This window comes from Bacillus sp. PK6-025 (assembly GCF_056530265.1).
This window is the reverse complement of the sequence record NZ_CP096509.1, coordinates 864922-880980: the sequence shown is the minus strand read 5'-3', so window position 1 is coordinate 880980 and position 16059 is coordinate 864922. Positions and strand designations below refer to the sequence as shown.

The 16059-nt window shown below is 47.4% G+C and carries 18 protein-coding genes and 1 pseudogene; 4 read left to right on the top strand and 15 right to left on the bottom strand.

The features are described 5' to 3' along the window. Positions 1-2: 2 nt before the first annotated feature. The 6 genes from M1D67_RS04400 to M1D67_RS04375 form a co-directional block, all read right to left on the bottom strand. The gene (locus M1D67_RS04400) at positions 3-728 is read right to left on the bottom strand and encodes a YfjL-like protein (RefSeq protein WP_025810228.1); all 726 of its coding nucleotides are present in this window, start codon (positions 726-728) and stop codon (positions 3-5) included. Between the two features lies 1 nt (position 729). Further along, a complete protein-coding gene (locus tag M1D67_RS04395) occupies positions 730-1293 on the bottom strand; it encodes a hypothetical protein (protein ID WP_216922014.1) in 564 nt (187 codons plus the stop codon). Further along, positions 1283-1777, bottom strand: coding sequence for an RNA polymerase sigma factor (locus M1D67_RS04390; protein WP_023855879.1), 495 nt, complete (start codon positions 1775-1777; stop codon positions 1283-1285). The genes M1D67_RS04395 and M1D67_RS04390 overlap by 11 nt, the downstream gene beginning before the upstream one ends. A 216-nt stretch (positions 1778-1993) precedes the next feature. Beyond that, entirely contained in the window at positions 1994-2464 is a 471-nt protein-coding gene (locus M1D67_RS04385; RefSeq protein WP_020450581.1) for a DUF6884 domain-containing protein, read from the bottom strand. A gap of 50 nt (positions 2465-2514) precedes the next feature. Further along, positions 2515-3921 carry a 23S rRNA (uracil(1939)-C(5))-methyltransferase RlmD gene (gene rlmD / locus M1D67_RS04380; protein ID WP_479831626.1) on the bottom strand — a complete coding sequence of 469 codons (1407 nt, stop codon included), beginning with the start codon at positions 3919-3921 and terminating at the stop codon, positions 2515-2517. 2 nt (positions 3922-3923) lie between these two features. After that, positions 3924-4787, bottom strand: coding sequence for a DNA-3-methyladenine glycosylase family protein (locus M1D67_RS04375; RefSeq protein ID WP_106071174.1), 864 nt, complete (start codon positions 4785-4787; stop codon positions 3924-3926). A 134-nt stretch (positions 4788-4921) separates the two neighbouring features. Between M1D67_RS04375 and corA the strand changes: the two genes are divergently transcribed. Beyond that, positions 4922-5884, top strand: coding sequence for a magnesium/cobalt transporter CorA (gene corA, locus M1D67_RS04370; RefSeq protein WP_023855875.1), 963 nt, complete (start codon positions 4922-4924; stop codon positions 5882-5884). A 57-nt stretch (positions 5885-5941) separates the two neighbouring features. Then, positions 5942-6538 carry a hypothetical protein gene (locus M1D67_RS04365; protein ID WP_095293049.1) on the top strand — a complete coding sequence of 199 codons (597 nt, stop codon included), beginning with the start codon at positions 5942-5944 and terminating at the stop codon, positions 6536-6538. 178 nt (positions 6539-6716) lie between these two features. Here M1D67_RS04365 and M1D67_RS04360 read toward each other — a convergent pair whose 3' ends face one another. The 3 genes from M1D67_RS04360 to M1D67_RS04350 form a co-directional block, all read right to left on the bottom strand. Further along, the gene (locus M1D67_RS04360; protein WP_023855873.1) at positions 6717-7820 is read right to left on the bottom strand and encodes a glycerol dehydrogenase; all 1104 of its coding nucleotides are present in this window, start codon (positions 7818-7820) and stop codon (positions 6717-6719) included. Positions 7821-7994: 174 nt separating this feature from the next. Further along, positions 7995-8786 carry a delta-lactam-biosynthetic de-N-acetylase gene (gene pdaA, locus M1D67_RS04355; protein WP_479831625.1) on the bottom strand — a complete coding sequence of 264 codons (792 nt, stop codon included), beginning with the start codon at positions 8784-8786 and terminating at the stop codon, positions 7995-7997. Between the two features lie 109 nt (positions 8787-8895). Then, the gene (locus tag M1D67_RS04350) at positions 8896-9081 is read right to left on the bottom strand and encodes an SE1561 family protein (protein WP_003179806.1); all 186 of its coding nucleotides are present in this window, start codon (positions 9079-9081) and stop codon (positions 8896-8898) included. Positions 9082-9224: 143 nt separating this feature from the next. Between M1D67_RS04350 and yfkAB the strand changes: the two genes are divergently transcribed. After that, positions 9225-10346, top strand: coding sequence for a radical SAM/CxCxxxxC motif protein YfkAB (gene yfkAB / locus M1D67_RS04345; RefSeq protein WP_020450574.1), 1122 nt, complete (start codon positions 9225-9227; stop codon positions 10344-10346). Positions 10347-10374: 28 nt separating this feature from the next. On the opposite strand, the gene M1D67_RS04340 is transcribed toward yfkAB, so the two are convergent. The 3 genes from M1D67_RS04340 to M1D67_RS04330 form a co-directional block, all read right to left on the bottom strand. After that, positions 10375-11166: a YfkD famly protein gene (locus tag M1D67_RS04340; protein ID WP_020450573.1), complete on the bottom strand. Its 792-nt coding sequence runs from the start codon at positions 11164-11166 to the stop codon at positions 10375-10377. A gap of 66 nt (positions 11167-11232) precedes the next feature. Further along, positions 11233-12288 (bottom strand): calcium/proton exchanger, encoded by a 1056-nt coding sequence (gene cax, locus M1D67_RS04335; protein WP_020450572.1) that lies wholly within the window; start codon positions 12286-12288, stop codon positions 11233-11235. A 104-nt stretch (positions 12289-12392) separates the two neighbouring features. Beyond that, positions 12393-12773, bottom strand: a complete 381-nt coding sequence (locus M1D67_RS04330; RefSeq protein WP_268489584.1) for an OsmC family protein — start codon at positions 12771-12773, stop codon at positions 12393-12395. Positions 12774-12873: 100 nt separating this feature from the next. Between M1D67_RS04330 and M1D67_RS04325 the strand changes: the two genes are divergently transcribed. Next, positions 12874-14052, top strand: coding sequence for an MFS transporter (locus M1D67_RS04325; RefSeq protein WP_023855869.1), 1179 nt, complete (start codon positions 12874-12876; stop codon positions 14050-14052). Positions 14053-14263: 211 nt separating this feature from the next. On the opposite strand, the gene M1D67_RS04320 is transcribed toward M1D67_RS04325, so the two are convergent. The 3 genes and pseudogenes from M1D67_RS04320 to M1D67_RS04310 all read right to left on the bottom strand — a co-directional run bounded on the left by M1D67_RS04320 (position 14264) and on the right by M1D67_RS04310 (position 15919). Beyond that, positions 14264-15079: a YihY/virulence factor BrkB family protein gene (locus M1D67_RS04320; RefSeq protein WP_020450569.1), complete on the bottom strand. Its 816-nt coding sequence runs from the start codon at positions 15077-15079 to the stop codon at positions 14264-14266. Further along, complete coding sequence (locus tag M1D67_RS04315) at positions 15076-15426, bottom strand: hypothetical protein (RefSeq protein ID WP_020450568.1); 351 nt, start codon at positions 15424-15426, stop codon at positions 15076-15078. The genes M1D67_RS04320 and M1D67_RS04315 overlap by 4 nt, the downstream gene beginning before the upstream one ends. 23 nt (positions 15427-15449) lie before the next feature. Then, positions 15450-15919 (bottom strand): annotated as a pseudogene (locus M1D67_RS04310) (low molecular weight protein-tyrosine-phosphatase). Positions 15920-16059: the final 140 nt, after the last annotated feature.

Below are 16059 nucleotides of genomic sequence, written 5' to 3'. Positions count from 1 at the left end.
CGCTACTCATTTAGCTCCTCAACATCCTTCAGCCTGGTATCCGTATTTTTTTCAAAGAAGGTGCTGTATTTGACATAGCCGGTCTCGTCGTCTTTGATATCTTCCCCCTCAAAAATGTTGGCATTAATCGTCACGCTTTCATAGTCGTATCTTTCTTCATTCAACAGGCGCTGAATCTTTTGCGCCGTTTTGTATACGTCTTTTCGGTCGGCATTTGCGGCATCAAGTAAAATATGAATCTCCATCGGCCGCTCTAAGCGGAGGCTTTTCTCCCATTTTGCGTCCTCTTTCAGCTTTCCTTTTAATACTTCCACATGCACGTCAACGTCTTTCAGATGGTTTATGTTTTTCGATAAAAACGTTTTGATTTCTTTTCCGGCTTCTTCTCCAAGCCGCTCCATCAGCGGTTCGTTGAGGTTCTCTTCATAGATACCGTCCGTGTGTACTTCTGGTTGAACAAACCCTCTCAAAGAAAACAGATAGGGATCTTTGCGCTTTTGATCGCCGGTATCCGTGACTTCAAATACATATTCGGAGAACTTGAAATTATAAAGCCCGCTGTCGATCCGCAAGTCTTTTTCAGGATAGCGGTCAGTCAAATAATGCTCAAGCGCCGTTTGAGACAGCTTCTTGCTTACGGGATTTCCGTTGAAGGCGTTATATGCGGCAAGCACAAAAGAAACGAGCAGCACGATCAATACGCTATACAAGATTTTCTTTTTCATCATATCAACTACTTTCTTTCAGCTTTAAGAACAGCCATCCGATCATCATCCCGGCCGCGGCGAAAAAACAGTGAATAACAGCAAGCATGAAAGCGCCAAAGACAGAATACAGCAGGTGCTCCACAACCCCTGTACCGTCGGCTGCATCCCAGCCGGCCAGAATATCCCCCATCCCCCAAATGAAAATCGGCGCAAAGGAGAGGAGAATCACAAGTTTCATATCCCGGTAAAACAAGTACACCGCAAGCCCAAGCACGGCGTACCACAAAATAAAGCCGAAGCTCTCATTTAACAGGGATGTGTGAATCGCGAGAAAAAACGAAATGGCTGTAAACATCAATTGGTACAAGGAGAGCTTCCGATTGATTTTTTTAAACATTTGACTTTCATGAACAGTCGATTCGATATGTTCCTTCGGAAGCTCGGCCTGCGTCATCTTCAAAAGCTTTTGAAGCTCTTCATCGTTTTCGGCCGCTTCCTCAATCCATTCAGCCGACTCTTTGCTTAACAGCCCCTCATGGTATAAAGGAAGCAAATCTTTGAATACACTGCGTTCCTTATCCTTCATCATAGCCCTCCATTTCTTGCTGTAGCTTGAGCTTTGCTCTGTGAAACCCGACCCTGGCATAGTTTTCAGTTTTGCCTGTGAGCATGCCGATTTCTTTAAATGATAATTCTCCGTAGATACGGAGGGTGACAATTTCCTTTGAAGCCTCATCAAGCCGGTTGATTTCCTCGAGAAGCCGCCGCTCTTTCTCGGTTTTCAGAAGGTGTTCTTCAGGAGATAAGCAAGCCGCTTCCTCATGCTGAAATATCGTGTTTGTCCCGGCTTTTGACGCTCCTGAACGAAAGTGTTTTTTCAACACATTTTTAGCAATCGCAAACACCCATGTTTTGATTGTCGACTTTCCCGAAAATGTATGATAGCCTTTCACAGCCTGATAAAATACTTCCTGTGTTAAATCTTCCGCTGTTTCTTTATGAAATGTCTTAACGTAGAAAAAGGCATAAACGGAAGGCTGAATACTCTTGTAGACTTCCTCAAGCTTCATAAAGCCCCTCCCCGGCTGGGCTGCCGCTATTTTTCCATTCACTTATTAGTACCGCTGAACCTCTTTTTGTTACAAAAAATCGCATAAAAAAAGAGGCAAAAATGAATATTTCATTTTGCCTCCGGATATCCCAGCCACCAAACAAATGCCTTCCAGATCATGCCCTGCCCTTATTCAGGCAAACCCGCCAGCGATTTTAAAAAACTCACTTTCTCTTCAGTTGTTTTCAGGTTCACTAAGCTCCCGGCCTTCATCGACAGCCCGCTTCAGCGCCTGGAGCATATAGCCGATTCCCCGATAGCCCGCCAGCGGGTAAGTGATCTGCTGGCGGCTGCCAAACACGTTCCTCAAAACAGGCCTGTATTTTTTCCCGCCGAGCATAACGATTTCGTCATAATCCATCAAGTTTTTCCGTTCACCTTGCGCCTTCAGCTCATCATCCGCCATAATCTCCGGGTGGTCCATCCCGAATGTGACATCATAGTTTTCAGGAACGATATCTTCCGGTTTTAAAAAACCGTGTTTTGCTGAAAGAATCACCCAATCCGCAAAAAACGTCTGCGCATATGCGCGGCACGCCCGATGAAACGGACTCAGATAGACATCCTTTGCGGCAGACGGGCCGATGCCCGGATCGACATCCCAGATTTTCTTCGCCCCGCACGGGATGATGCAGAGTCTTTTCATCATATGTCCCCCCTTTTGGTTCCGCTAAAAAACGCCTTTAAAAAGGCGTTTTATTTCAGCTTCAGCGATACGACCGATTCGACGTGCGCCGTCTGCGGAAACATATCGACAGGCTGAATGTATTCGACATGGTAATCCTTCGCTAAGTACTGCAAATCTTTCGCAAGTGTTGACGGATTGCATGAGACATAAACGAACCGCTTCGGCTTAACCTGCCTGATCGTATCAAGGAAGGGGCGGTCACAGCCAGTTCTTGGCGGATCGACGATGACGACGTCAGGCCTGAAGCCTTCTTTAGTCCATTTCGGCAGCCAGTGCTCCGCCGTTCCTGTGACATAACGCGCATTATCAATTCCGTGCTTTTTGGCATTTTGGTTGGCGTCATCGATCGATTCTTTGATAACGTCCATGCCGCGGATTTCTTTTGCTCCGTCGGCGATCCACATTCCGATTGTGCCGACGCCGCAGTAGGCATCGACGACTTTTTCGCGCCCGCTCAGTTTCGCCGCTTTTTTCACTTCGTCATACAGCTTGACCGTCTGGATCGGATTAAGCTGAAAAAAAGCGCGGGCGCTCAGCTCAAACGTAACCTCGCCGAGAAATTCCTGAATGACCATATTGCCGGCTAGGAGCCTTGTATCATCGCCGAAGATAACCGATGTCTTGGCTTTGTTGACGTTTTGAATTACGGATGTCACTTCAGGCAGACGCTTTTTGATTTCTTCTGCAATGAGCTCCTTGCGCGGCAGGTCTTCTTTTGACGTGACAATGACAACCTGCACTTCCCCCGTCTCAAAGCCGACCCTCGTCACGATCGTGCGGACGTCGCCCGTTCGCTTCCGTTCGTTGTAGACGGAAATGCCGAAGTCTTCAAGAATCTGCTTGACGGTTTGTGTCGTTTTGTTCGTCGCCGGATGCTGAACGATGCATTCCGTAATCGGGACAAGCCGGTGTGAGTCAAGGCCGTACAGCCCTGCTACCATCTTTCCATTTTTCGAAAGCCCGAGTTGAAACTGGCTTTTATTCCGGTAGTGCCACGGGTTTTCCATGCCGATCGTCGGCCTGATGTCCATTTTGCCGATGTCAAAACGGGTGTGCCGTTCGAGCGATTGAATGACGATGTCCCGTTTTCCTTTCAGCTGCTCTTCATAAGCCAGATGCTGGAGCTGGCAGCCCCCGCATTGCTCATAGATGATGCAGGGCGGCTTGACGCGGTGCTCTGAACGCTTGCGCACCTTTTTGACCCGCCCTTCGGAAAATTTCTGATGAACCTTTGTCGCCTCGACGACGACTTCTTCACCCGGCAGTGCGCCGGGGACGAAGACGACTTTTTTCTTGAAGTAGCCGACGCCTTCGCCATTGATGCCGAGGCGCTTGATCGTCAGCGGAAATTGCTGTCCGACTTTTAATTCTGCTGATGATCCTTTTTTGTCACGTTTCACTGATGTTCTCTCCATTTCTACTCAATGCTCCTCCATAAATACAAGGAAGCATAGCTTAAATAAGGGTGCCATTCTTTGCTCATTTCAAGCATTTGTTCTTTTGTCGGTTTATCGTTTAAGCCAAAATGGCGTTTGATGGCATTTTGGATGCCGATATCGGCGGCCGGAAACAGATTGGGACGGCCGAGTCCGAACAGCAGAACGTTTTGGACGGTCCACGGGCCGATGCCTCTTATTTTCACCAGCTTTTCCATAATATCTTCATCTGATAATTGATCAAGCTCATCAAGATTTAAACGGCCGTCTGCGATCATTCTTGATGTATCGATGACGTATTCAGCCTTCCGCATGCTGAACTGAAGTTCGCGCAAGTCGTTATAGTCGAGCTGTGCAATCGTTTCGGGAAGCGGATAAAACCAGACCCCGTCCTTTTGCTCTCCATAAGTGTGAACGAACCGCTCTGTGAGCGTATAAGCAAAAGACAGATTAAGCTGCTGGTGGATAATGCATTTCATCAAGCAATGATACAAATGAAAATCGAGCACCAGCGGCGTTCCGGCATGCTCTGCGAAAATTGATGACAAGCTTGATTGTGAAAAGTGATCCAGTACAGGCTGAAGATTTTCCTCCCATCTGAAGATCCGTTTCACTTCTTTCATCATGGCGTCTCGATCGTCTGTACCGCTGACGGCAAACGCCGGGGCTTCGACAGTTCCCGTCGCCTGCACAGCGACAATCCGGGGCTCTTTGTTTTGATTGCGGAGCGGCAGCTTGACCTCCCTTTTGTCGAGGTTGACCGCATTGAGCGGATCAAGCGAAAGCCTGTCCAAGACGCGGTCAAAATGATACGGCGGTGATACGCTTACAGTTTCCTTCCACATCGCTTCCCATCCCTTTTTCTTCTTTGTCCACAGTATACCATGTTTCAAATTCTCTTAAAAAAGAACAACATTTTATTTTTTCACCGAATGAATCACAGGGCATCGCAGCATCCTATGGAAGCGGAGGGGTGCCGATGATTAAACATTTTGCGATGACAAAGGACGGAAAACTTTTATCTACCGACATCAAAGCAGAAAGGCTGACAGATCAAGATATTGAGTGGTACTGGACGGACTTCGATCAGCCTTCGGATGAAGAAGTCTCTTTACTCAAAAGTCAGTTTCACTTTCACCCTTTAGCAGTTGAGGACTGCGTTCATCATTTGCAGCGTCCGAAGCTTGATCAATACGAAGAATATCTTTTTTTCGTCATACACGCGTTGAATCAAAGGACGCTGGCGTCTGAAGAAGTTGACTTATTCGTTGGAAAAGATTTTATCGTCACATTTCACTTTCATCGTTCAGACGGTATTGAAAAAGTAAGAAGACAGCTTTCGGAAAACAGCGAGTTGTGGAAAAAAGGACCGAGCCATATCGCCTATATGGTCATGGATCAGCTTGTGGACGAATATTTCCCGATTCTTTACAAAATAGAAGACCGCCTCAATGAAATTGCTGAAAGCGACAGCAGAAAAACGTATGGAACGCTGATGAATGAAGTGTTTGATATCCGGAGCGACCTTCTAAAGCTTAGGAAAACAATCATTCCGATGCGGGATTTGCTTTACCGGATTTTAAACATTGAAATCTCAAAAGAAAACCGCGAACGAAAAGCGTATTACAGCGACATTTACGACCACCTCTTGAAGCTGACCGAAATCGTCGAAAACAACCGCGACATGACCGCCGATTTAAGGGACAGCTACCAGACGCTCAACTCCAACCGGATGAACGCCATTATGATGACGCTGACGATCGTCTCAACGATTTTTATTCCGCTCACCTTTATTGCCGGAGTGTACGGCATGAACTTTGACAACATGCCTGAACTGCATTGGCGCTACGGCTATTTTTTCATCCTCGTCATGATGGGAGCCGTTGTCGCCGGCATGATCTTCTGGTTCCGGCATAAAGGATGGTTTGACATTTTCAAGTAAAACCGGAAACCTTTTTCCTCTCTATTCGACTATTTCTATAACTGAGGGGGGAAAGAAATGAAGGTACATACAGGGCTTGTTGGCATCTTCTTGATCGTTCTCGGCTTGTTGATTAGCGCCGAAAATCATCAAAGCGTGTCTGCTGCAGACGCGCTTTCGGACTTTTTCAGACTGCCTGTCCGCAATTTAGTGGTTCTGATCTGCATGTTGATGCTCATCATCGGCTTCATTATGGCGTGGCGCCATTATTATGGAGTACCGTGGATCCGCTTTAAGCTGTTTTTGTTTATTATCGGCATTTCAGTATTTTACCCGCTGGTCACAGAACAGCTGATGCTCTTTCAAAAATGGAATGCACAAGGCGATGATGCCGTGGAATATATGAAAAAGAGAAGCACTTGCAGCTATCAGAGCGATATGGAGGAAGGAAACATGGACTGTGAGGTGAAAGTGAACAATTACGGAAAAAAGACCGAACGCATCCAGCTCATCCCTGATATAACGAGCGAATTTGACTTTCAGCCGGAAGAGCTGGAACTGTCTCCGCATTCACAAGAGACGTACAGCGTCACCTTTAAGGCTCCGGGAAATGAGGATGTGTATGAATCAGGGATAGAAGAAGAGCCGAGGATGAAGGTTGAAGTGGTGAAATGAGCGGCTTCACTCGAGTCAAGCAGCACGCTTTTGGAAACTTTTAAAAATATTACATGGAAGAGAAGGTTTAGAAGTAAAAGGTATACAGAAAAAACGAACTGCAAACAGCCGCTTCACAAACTAATAGACAAACCTCAAAGAAAAAAGCCGCTCCTTCACGGAAGCGGCTTTTCGTCTATTAATCGCGATAAGATTCTGCAATCGCGTTGGCGGCGACGATCGCATTGTAGACATCGTCAGGGGTGACTGGGAACGGCATGTTGCCCATTGTGTCGCCTTCTGCGCAAGCGCTTTGAGCGACTTGGCGCCATTCTTCTTCGATAAATTCGTCGACTCCGAGGTCTTTTAATGTCAACGGCAGACCGACGCCTTTGATAAAGTCAATGACGGTCTCCAGCTCTTCGGCCGGCGCGTTTTCAAGAACGAGCTGTGCCAAAAGGCCGAACGTGACTTTTTCGCCGTGCTGAGCTCTGTGCAGAGAAGGAACGGCTGTCATTCCATTGTGGATCGCATGTGCGGCGGCAAGACCGCCTGATTCGGCGCCGACGCCGCTTAAATAGATGGTCGCTTCTATTGTGTCTTCAACGGCTCGTGTAGAAACGCCATGCTTGATCGCCTGCATCGCTTTTACGCCGTTTTCCAATAGCGTATCGTAGCAAAGGCGGGCAAGTCCCAATCCAGTTGTTGAAGGCTTCATCAGCACGAGGTTGTCGCCGTTTGCTTTAAAGCAGGCGCGCGCTTCAAAATACGTCGCCAAGGCGTCTCCGATACCGGCTGCGAAAAAGCGCGGCGGCGCGGATGCCAAAATGTCAGAATCCGCGAGAACGACATCTGGGTTCGTCGGCAAAAACAGATATCGGTCAAACGATCCGTCATGTTTATAAATGACAGCAAGGGCCGTACATGGAGCATCTGTTGAAGCAATTGTCGGGAAAATCACAACCGGCAGCTTCTCGTAATAAGCGGTGGCCTTTGCTGTATCAAGCGTTTTTCCCCCGCCGATCCCAACGATGATATTAGCACCTGCATTGCGTGCAAGCTCCCGGTTACGATCGATTTCTTCCTGTGTGCATTCGTAATTGAATTTTTCAAAAACAGCTTGATTGCCGGCTTTCTGAATCGAATTCCCCGCTTCTTTTTGAGCGCGTTCTAAAATGAATTCATCGCAAATGATATATGCGTGATCACCATAATCTTCAATGTAATCGTTCAAGTTCTCAAGGAGTCGTTTTCCTGTAATAAATTTTTTAGGCGATGTGACTGATTTTACTAATTTTGACATGGTAATTCCCCCTTCACTATCAATGATATACCTATTTTCTTTTTAAATCTAGTAATATATGTATATAGAATGGATTTTTATTCTATAGAATTGACTAGGGGAAATAAAAGAGCCTGAACCATCAACTTTTCCGCTCAAAGCAAAAACCCCGTCTCAGCGTCCGGGGCATTTCTTTCAAAAGGGCTTTAGCATCATAGATTTTTCAAACATCAGGTCATCAAGGCTTTTAAATGTATAGCCTTCTTTTTTTAAGTCGGTGATCGCCTGATCAAGCGCTTCGGCATTGTCTTTCGAGACGGTGTGAAGCAAATAGACGGCGCCGGGATGGGCCTGTTTCATCATATTGTCGTACGCATAGCGCCACCCTTTTTGGGCATTGATTTTCCAATCGACAAAAGCAACAGACCAGAATACCGTTTGATAACCGAGCTTTTTCGTTTCTTCAAGCACCCGCTCGCTGAAAACGCCCCGAGGCGGCCTCAGGTAGAGGTTGTTTTTTTTGCCTGTGATTTTGTAAACCTCCTCATCGACCGATTCCAATTCCTCTTGTATCACGCGGCTTGTTTTCGTCGTGAGATCCGGATGGTGATAGGAATGATTCCCGATGATATGTCCTTCCTCGGCCATTCGCTTGATCAGCTCCGGCTGATCTTTGACAAAATGGCCCGTTACAAAAAAGGCAGCTTTGACGTTTTGTTTTTTCAGAACATCAAGCACCTTAGGGGTGTAGCCGTTTTCATAGCCGTTATCAAAGGTCAAATAGATCGTTTTTTCCTTTGTGTTGCCCAAATAAAAGGCGTCGTACTGCTGCAAAAGGCTGTTCAGCTCTTGTCCCGCATCTGCCGGCCGATGGTTTTTGCTTTTTGAAAAGCCCCAATGGATCGCCTTGTTGGAAATCGCTTCAGCATTGCCGCTGAAGGCCAGCATCAGCAGGAATCCGCAGCATAAGGCAAAGAATCGTTTCATCATCTTCTCGCTCCCAGTTTTATTTTTTCTTATTGTGCAGAAGGGCTGAGCTTTTCATACCAAGCAACACTTGGAAAACAAAAAAACCGCGGCAAAGAATGCGGCGGTTTTATTTCCAGTCTTTTTTAAAGCGCTCGTATTTGGCTTCCAAGTCGTCGAGCATGCTGATCAGTCTGTCAATATCTTCAAGGTCGGTCGATTCCGGGTCTAAAGAATCGATGACTGACATAAACATATCCAATCTGTTTTTTAAATAATTGACTTGCTGTTCTTTGTCATGTACTGCGTTACCCATGATTCTCCTCCTTTTGTTCCTTTATCGTAGCCTATAAACGGCCTTTTTTCAATCATCCATGACTTGCACGCCTCAAGGATCAGGTCTAAAATGAATAGTTGGGCTATATTAGTATGTCCTATCATAAAGGAGTTAGATATGTCATGACAGAAAAAACGCAGGTTCGTCCGATTACCCCGGAATATGATCCGTGGGAAGCCTACATGGACGTTGACCAATATGGAGATATACAACTGACGAACGTTGAATTTACGACGACGACTCTTTGCAATATGCGCTGCGAGCACTGCGCCGTCGGGTATACGCTCCAGACGAAGGACCCGGACGCGCTGCCCGTCAGCCTTCTGTTGAAACGGCTTGATGAGATTCCCCGCCTTCGTTCTTTAAGCATTACGGGCGGCGAGCCGATGCTTTCATTAAAATCCGTAAAGGAATATGTCGTTCCTTTATTAAAATACGCTCATGAACGCGGCGTGCGGACGCAGATCAACTCAAACTTGACGCTCGATATCGGGCGCTACGAGCTGATCATCCCCTACCTTGATGTGCTTCATATTTCCCACAACTGGGGAACAGTCGAAGACTTTGCAGAAATCGGCTTCGCCATGATGGATAAAAAGCCGACGTTTGCCCAGCGGGCGCGCTATTTCGAAAAAATGATCGAAAACAGCCGGACGCTTGTTGATGAAGGGGTTATGGTATCCGCCGAGACGATGCTCAACAAACGGACGCTTCCTCACATCGAGCATATTCACCGGCAAATTGTCGAAGACATGAAATGCCAGCGCCATGAGGTTCACCCGATGTATCCGAGCGATTTTGCAAGCGCGCTTGAATCTTTAAGCTTACAAGACATGAGGAAAGCGATCCACCGCCTTCTTGACATTCGCGACGAAAATACGTGGATGCTGTTCGGCACCCTGCCGTTTTACGCATGCAGCCCTGATCCTGAAGACCACGCTCTTTTACAGCGGCTGCGCGAAGCGAAAAATGTCACGGTCAGAAACGACCCTGACGGCAGATCGCGCCTGAACGTCAATATTTTTGACGGCAATATCATCGTGACCGATTTCGGAGATACTCCGCCGCTCGGCAACATTCAAACCGACAGCCTGCCAAGCGCCTATGCGAAGTGGAGAAAAACAGAGCTTGCCAAGGAGCTCAACTGCCACTGCCCGCACGTCCGATGCCTCGGGCCGAATGTGCTCGTCAAAAACAGCTATTATCAAGATGTTGATTTTACTTCCAGAACAGCAAGAGTATGAAAAAGCAAGCCGCAAAAGGCTTGCTTTTTTATTTCGGCTGATGGCTGAGCTGAAAGCCGAATGTGAGGTGATCCTGTACAGGAATCCAGGCGCCGATTCCTTGCGAGGTGATATTTTTGACGACCAGCTTTCTTTTGTTGCCTTTTAATACAATGTACACTTCACCGTAGGTGACCTTCCCTTTTTCATTGACGGCAGGTGCATAGGCGTGTAAATTCCCCAGCTTTTTCGGCTGCACTTTATAAATCTGATCGCGTTTTGTGCCGGCGCCGACGACTGTTTCAAAGGCGAGCGGCAGCTTTGTTTTTTCCATGGCTTCAAGCATCATCATGTTTTTGACATCGTCCGCTTTCGGGACTTTCGCTGTTAAGCCGCCTTTGATTTTGCTCGTCTGTTCCTGGGAATACGTGAGTTCGGCAGGTGCTTTCCCGCCCCGGTTGTCAAAGCGGTTCGTGTTGATTTTGCGGTATTCCCAGTTCGCAACGGTTTCATTCGAGGTATACCCGAGCGCCCATCTGCCCAAATAGATCGTCGCTCTGTAGCCGATTGCCAGCGGTGTGCCGGAAATGCTTGACTCATTCAGCATTTTGATAAGATGCGGATTTTCAATCGCGATATCGGTTGTTTTCAGCAGCTCTTCAGCCAGTTCGCTCGGCTGCAGCCTCGGCTGATCCTGGGAGGCGTTAGGGTATGTGTTCTCTTTGGAAATATTCGTGACAGAGCTTGGAATCTTGATCGGCTTGGCTGCATCAGCTTCCTGTACAGCGAAAAAACTAAAGGATAAAAACGCAGTTAGCGTAAAACACAAAAGCTTTTTCATACTATCACTCTTTCTGTTTCTTTTCCCTTATTGTTTTCCGGATGCTCTCCGTTTATCCCAATTTTTTTAAAGAAGGAAAAAACCGATTCCCATGATGATATAAGCAGCCAGCAATGTCGCGCCCTCAAACCAGTTCGTATCCCCGTCGTTTGAAATGACGATCATCAAAAGGACGGCGGAAGCCATGGCGACGAGTTCCGGCAAGGTAAAGACGAGCGGCATGCTCACTGGAAAAAACAAAGAGCTGATCACAAGAACGGGTGCGACAAACATCGCGATCTGCAGCGTTGATCCGATCGCAATTTCAACTGCGACATCCATTTTGTCCTTATAGGCCATAATGACGGCGGAAGCATGCTCTGCCGCGTTTCCGACGATCGCGACAATGATGACCCCGATGAAAAGCTCCGACCAGCCGAATTGTTCGGCCACCGTATCAAATGTGTGGACGAGGTGCTCGGAAATGTAGGCAACGGCAACGGTCGCCAAAAATAAAATCAATGTTGCCCTCTTTCCCGACCATTCCGGCTCTTCATGCGATTCTTCCCGCTCATTTTGATTCGTCTGGTAAACCCCGCGGTGGCTGACAAGCTTGAAATAAAGCGCTGCCAGGTAAAGCAAAATCATGATGATGCTGATGCCGACGCTCATCGACAGCTTCCTCGGCTCTGTCATTTCGGCTGAAAATACTTCAGGGATGACGAAAGCGACAATCACCGCGAACATGAGCAAACCTGAATTGTGTCTCGCATCATACACGTTGAATTCCTGGCGCTTATATTTCAGGCCCCCGATGAAAAACGACAGGCCGGCGACCAGGAGAAGGTTGCCGAGGACAGATCCTGTCAGCGATGCGAGCACAATGCCGGTCAGTCCTTCCCGCAACGCGAAGATCGAAATGATCAGCTCAACGGCGTTTCCGAACGTCGCATTTAAAAGGCCCCCGATCCTCGGACCCGCAATAATCGCAAGGCTTTCGGTGGCTCTTCCCATATAGCTTGCAAGCGCGATAATCGTCAGGCAGTATATGATGAACAATAAAACCTGCGGCCAATGCAACATGCTCCCTGCAACAGAAAGGGGAACTCCCGCAGCCATCATCCAAAAGAAAAAACGGCCCATTTTTCATTCCTCTTTTCTTTTTTGGTGTAGGTTATTTTTGTGCGAACTTTTCAGTTTATATACAGCATACTGATCTATTCCGCATTAACGCAGGTTTTTAAACATCAGCGAATCTGAAATGTTTCGATGATCTTGATGCTGTTTTCAACAGACCTCACCATGGCACAATTTTTCATCGCTACTTTCAGCGCCTTTTGAATTTGTTCTGCACCGAGGTTTTCTCCCTTCAATATGAAGTGAAGATGAATGCTTTTGATGCGGCCCGCCTCTTCGGAAATGCGTTCTTCTTTTGTCTCAATGGTCATATCTTTCAGCTGTATCCTTTTCTTTTCCAATATGTTATGAAGAACGGTTCCGCTGCATGCCGCAATCGAAGCGGCCAGCAATTGATAAGGCCTGAATCCTGCTTCTTCATTGCCTGATATCTTAAGCTTTCCATATTCCAGACCAGCCTCAAAGCCGTTCTGATTCCACACGATTTCCATGATTCACACCTCTTTTGACAGAAAAAGAAAAATCGCCTTGCCTAAAAACTTGTGAAAGTTGTACGATCAAAGAAGGATTACGGATAAGGAGAATCGGCCGATGACTAGATTTCACTTTTTCATTCTCGTTTTGATTGTCAGTATATCAGGTTTTTCGCAAGGGATGCTCCTTCCGGTCATCTCTGTTATTTTCGAACAGGAAGGCCATTCGGCTGCGCTGAACGGTCTTCATGCGACAGGCCTCTACATCGGCGTCCTGATCGCTTCGCCGTTTATGGAAGCACCGCTTCGCAGGCTCGGTTTTAAACCGCTGATCGTCATCGGCGGGGTGATGGTGTGCGCGAGTTTGTTCGCCTTTGTTTTTATTCAGTCGTTTATCGTCTGGTTCTTTTTACGGCTCTTGATTGGAATCGGGGATCATATGCTGCACTTTTCAACGCAAACTTGGGTGACCACATTATCGTCTGAAAAAAACCGCGGCCGCAATATCTCTTTGTACGGCCTTTCGTTTGGTTTGGGATTTGCTGCCGGTCCTTTTTTAACGCCGCTTGTCAACATTGCCCCGTCATTGCCGTTTATCGTCTCAGGTGCATTCAGCCTGCTGGCGTGGCTGTTTATTTTTTGCCTTCAAAACGATTTTCCTGAGAAAAGCGGCTCTGAAAGCCGCAGCGATAACAGCTTGAAGCGCTTCGTCCAAGCCTTTCTGCTAGGATGGGTCGCGTTTTTGCCGACATTCGGCTACGGCTTTTTGGAAACCGCCCTGAACGGCAATTTTCCCGTCTACGCGCTCCGCTCGGGCATTTCCGTCGAAGGCCTATCAATTATTCTTCCGGCTTTTGCGATCGGAAGCATCGTCTTTCAGTATCCGCTCGGCGTGTTGAGCGACAAGTATGGAAGACGAAATGTGCTCCTTGTTATATTGGCTGTCGGGGCAGGCTGCTTCTTTGCGGCGGGCTTTTCCGATTCCGTCCCCTTGCTTGCGGCATGTTTTTTCATAGCCGGAATGGCTGTTGGATCAACTTTTTCACTCGGCATCAGCTTTATGGCCGACCTGCTTCCAAAACGCCTTCTCCCGGCCGGAAACTTGATGTGCGGAATCACCTTCAGCTTCGGAAGCATTTTCGGCCCGGTTGCCGGCGGCTGGTATATGCAGACATTTCATAACAGCAATCTGTTTTATTTGATTACAATCGTGATGGTGTTGATCTGGATCGGGGTGCTCTTTGGCAGAACGAAGAAAAACGGCGCTCTCGAACAATCTGAGGCGGCGCCAATGTAAAAAAGGCCGGCTGCTTACTATAGGCAGCCGGCCTTTTCGAAAACGTCAGGCAGTTTTAATGATATCCGTTTTGTCCGTTGGCGCTTCCGCTCGTTTTGTTTTTCGAACTTTGCTTTGAATTTTGTTTATTATGGCTGCCGCCTTTTTTCGTGTGTTTTGTCATGATGATCCCTCCGCTTTTGAACTCATGAAACGTTCTTTTATAGATTGCTCATTTCCGCGGATTTTCTTCAGGAATGATTTTACGTTTATGTAAAAGGGCATTGATCTCCCCTCCAAGAATAATCATCATTCCGCTTAAATAAAACCAGATCATCAGGACGATGATGCCGCCGAGGCTTCCGTATGTTGCGCTGTAGTTTGCAAATTCACTGACGTAGTATGAAAACAGCATGCTGACGAGGATCCAACCGGCTGTCGCTGCAACGGCTCCCGGAAGCACGAATTTAAATGACAGCCGCTTATTCGGGGCAAAAAAGTATAAAGCCGTAAAGACGATCAGCAGCACAAGCGGGCTGATTCCCCAGCGGAGCGCTGACCATGCCGCTAGAAACATTTCCGGCGTACCGTCCAGATTGGCGATGAAATGGCCGATGGCCCTCCCGAATACCGGAAGAAGAAGCGCGACCAATATGGTGAAAACCATCGCGGCGGTCAGGAGGAGTGATGTCAGCCGAACCATGATGAATGAGCGGTTTTCCTCCACTTCATAAGCATGATTAAAGGCCCTGACAATCGCGTTCAATCCGTTTGACGCAGACCAGAGCGCCGCGATGATCCCGAAAGAAAGCAGGCCCCTGTTTCCTGTATTGAGCGTCTCTTCAATAACGGACATCGTGTCTTCTGGAGCATACTGTTCAATCAGCCCGATGACATCGCCCGTTTTGACAGGCAGGTAGCCGATCAAAGTCAATAGGAAAATCATAAACGGAAACAGGGACAGCAGGAAAAAGTAGGCAAGTTCCGCCGATTTGCTCGGCCCTTCATGAAGGAAAAAACGCCAAGCCAGCTCTTTCAAAAAGCTCATTCTTTTTCCGGCTCCGTACGCCCTTTGGATTTAGCTGTGAAGTGATCCCTCGTTTCCTCGATCAGACCGATCACTTTTGGCGTCGTCTCTTTCAGTTCTTTCATCTGTTGATTTAAGAAGCTTAAATCGTCCGATATGGAAGCGGTCAGTTTTTTGGCTTCGTCCATTTTTTCTTTCACGCATTCGGTGAACATTCCGGGATTTGCGCGGTAAAGGCGGACTTTGTTTTTGCACGCGTCAAGCTTTGCGCCGCACGCTTCTCTAGTCGGTTTGTGCAGCAGTGACATAACCGCCCCGACCGAAGCGCCGAGGAGGATATTTCTGATGAAAACGCGGTCGTTTTTCATAAAAAATCTCTCCCTTCGTTTTTTTATAATTTGTGTTCTTTTCGAATGTCCTTTAGCAATTCGCTGCATCCTTTCGCGACGAGTTCGTACACCTCATCAAAGTTCCCGGTGTAGTATGGATCAGGAACATCTGCCGTCTCACAGTCCTCGACATAGTCGAGCAGCCTCCGGATGACGGCTTTGCTCCCGTAGCCGGCAAGGCTTCTCACATGGCCAGCGTTTCGGCATCCATCGCGATGATATAATCGAACGCTTCCGGGTCTTTGTCGGTAATCTGCCTCGCGTAAAGGCCTTCGCAGCTGATCTTTTTTGCAGATAGCAGCGACCGTGTGCCTTCATGAGGCGGTTTTCCGACATGCCAGTTCCCTGTCCCCGCCGAATCGGCTTCAATTCGGTCCTCCAGTCCGCTTTTTTTGAGCATGTCGTTAAATACAGCTTCTGCCATCGGAGAGCGGCAAATATTGCCGAGGCAGACAAATAGCACTTTGATCATCAAACAAGAGCCTCCTCTATTCTTTCCCCACATTTCAGAAAGAAAAAACACTTTTGCTTTTATACTAAAGATTTTTTTGTTTTTTTCAACTTTGGGAAGAAAAGATGACAATGCTATTGACAAATCTAACAAACTTTCAG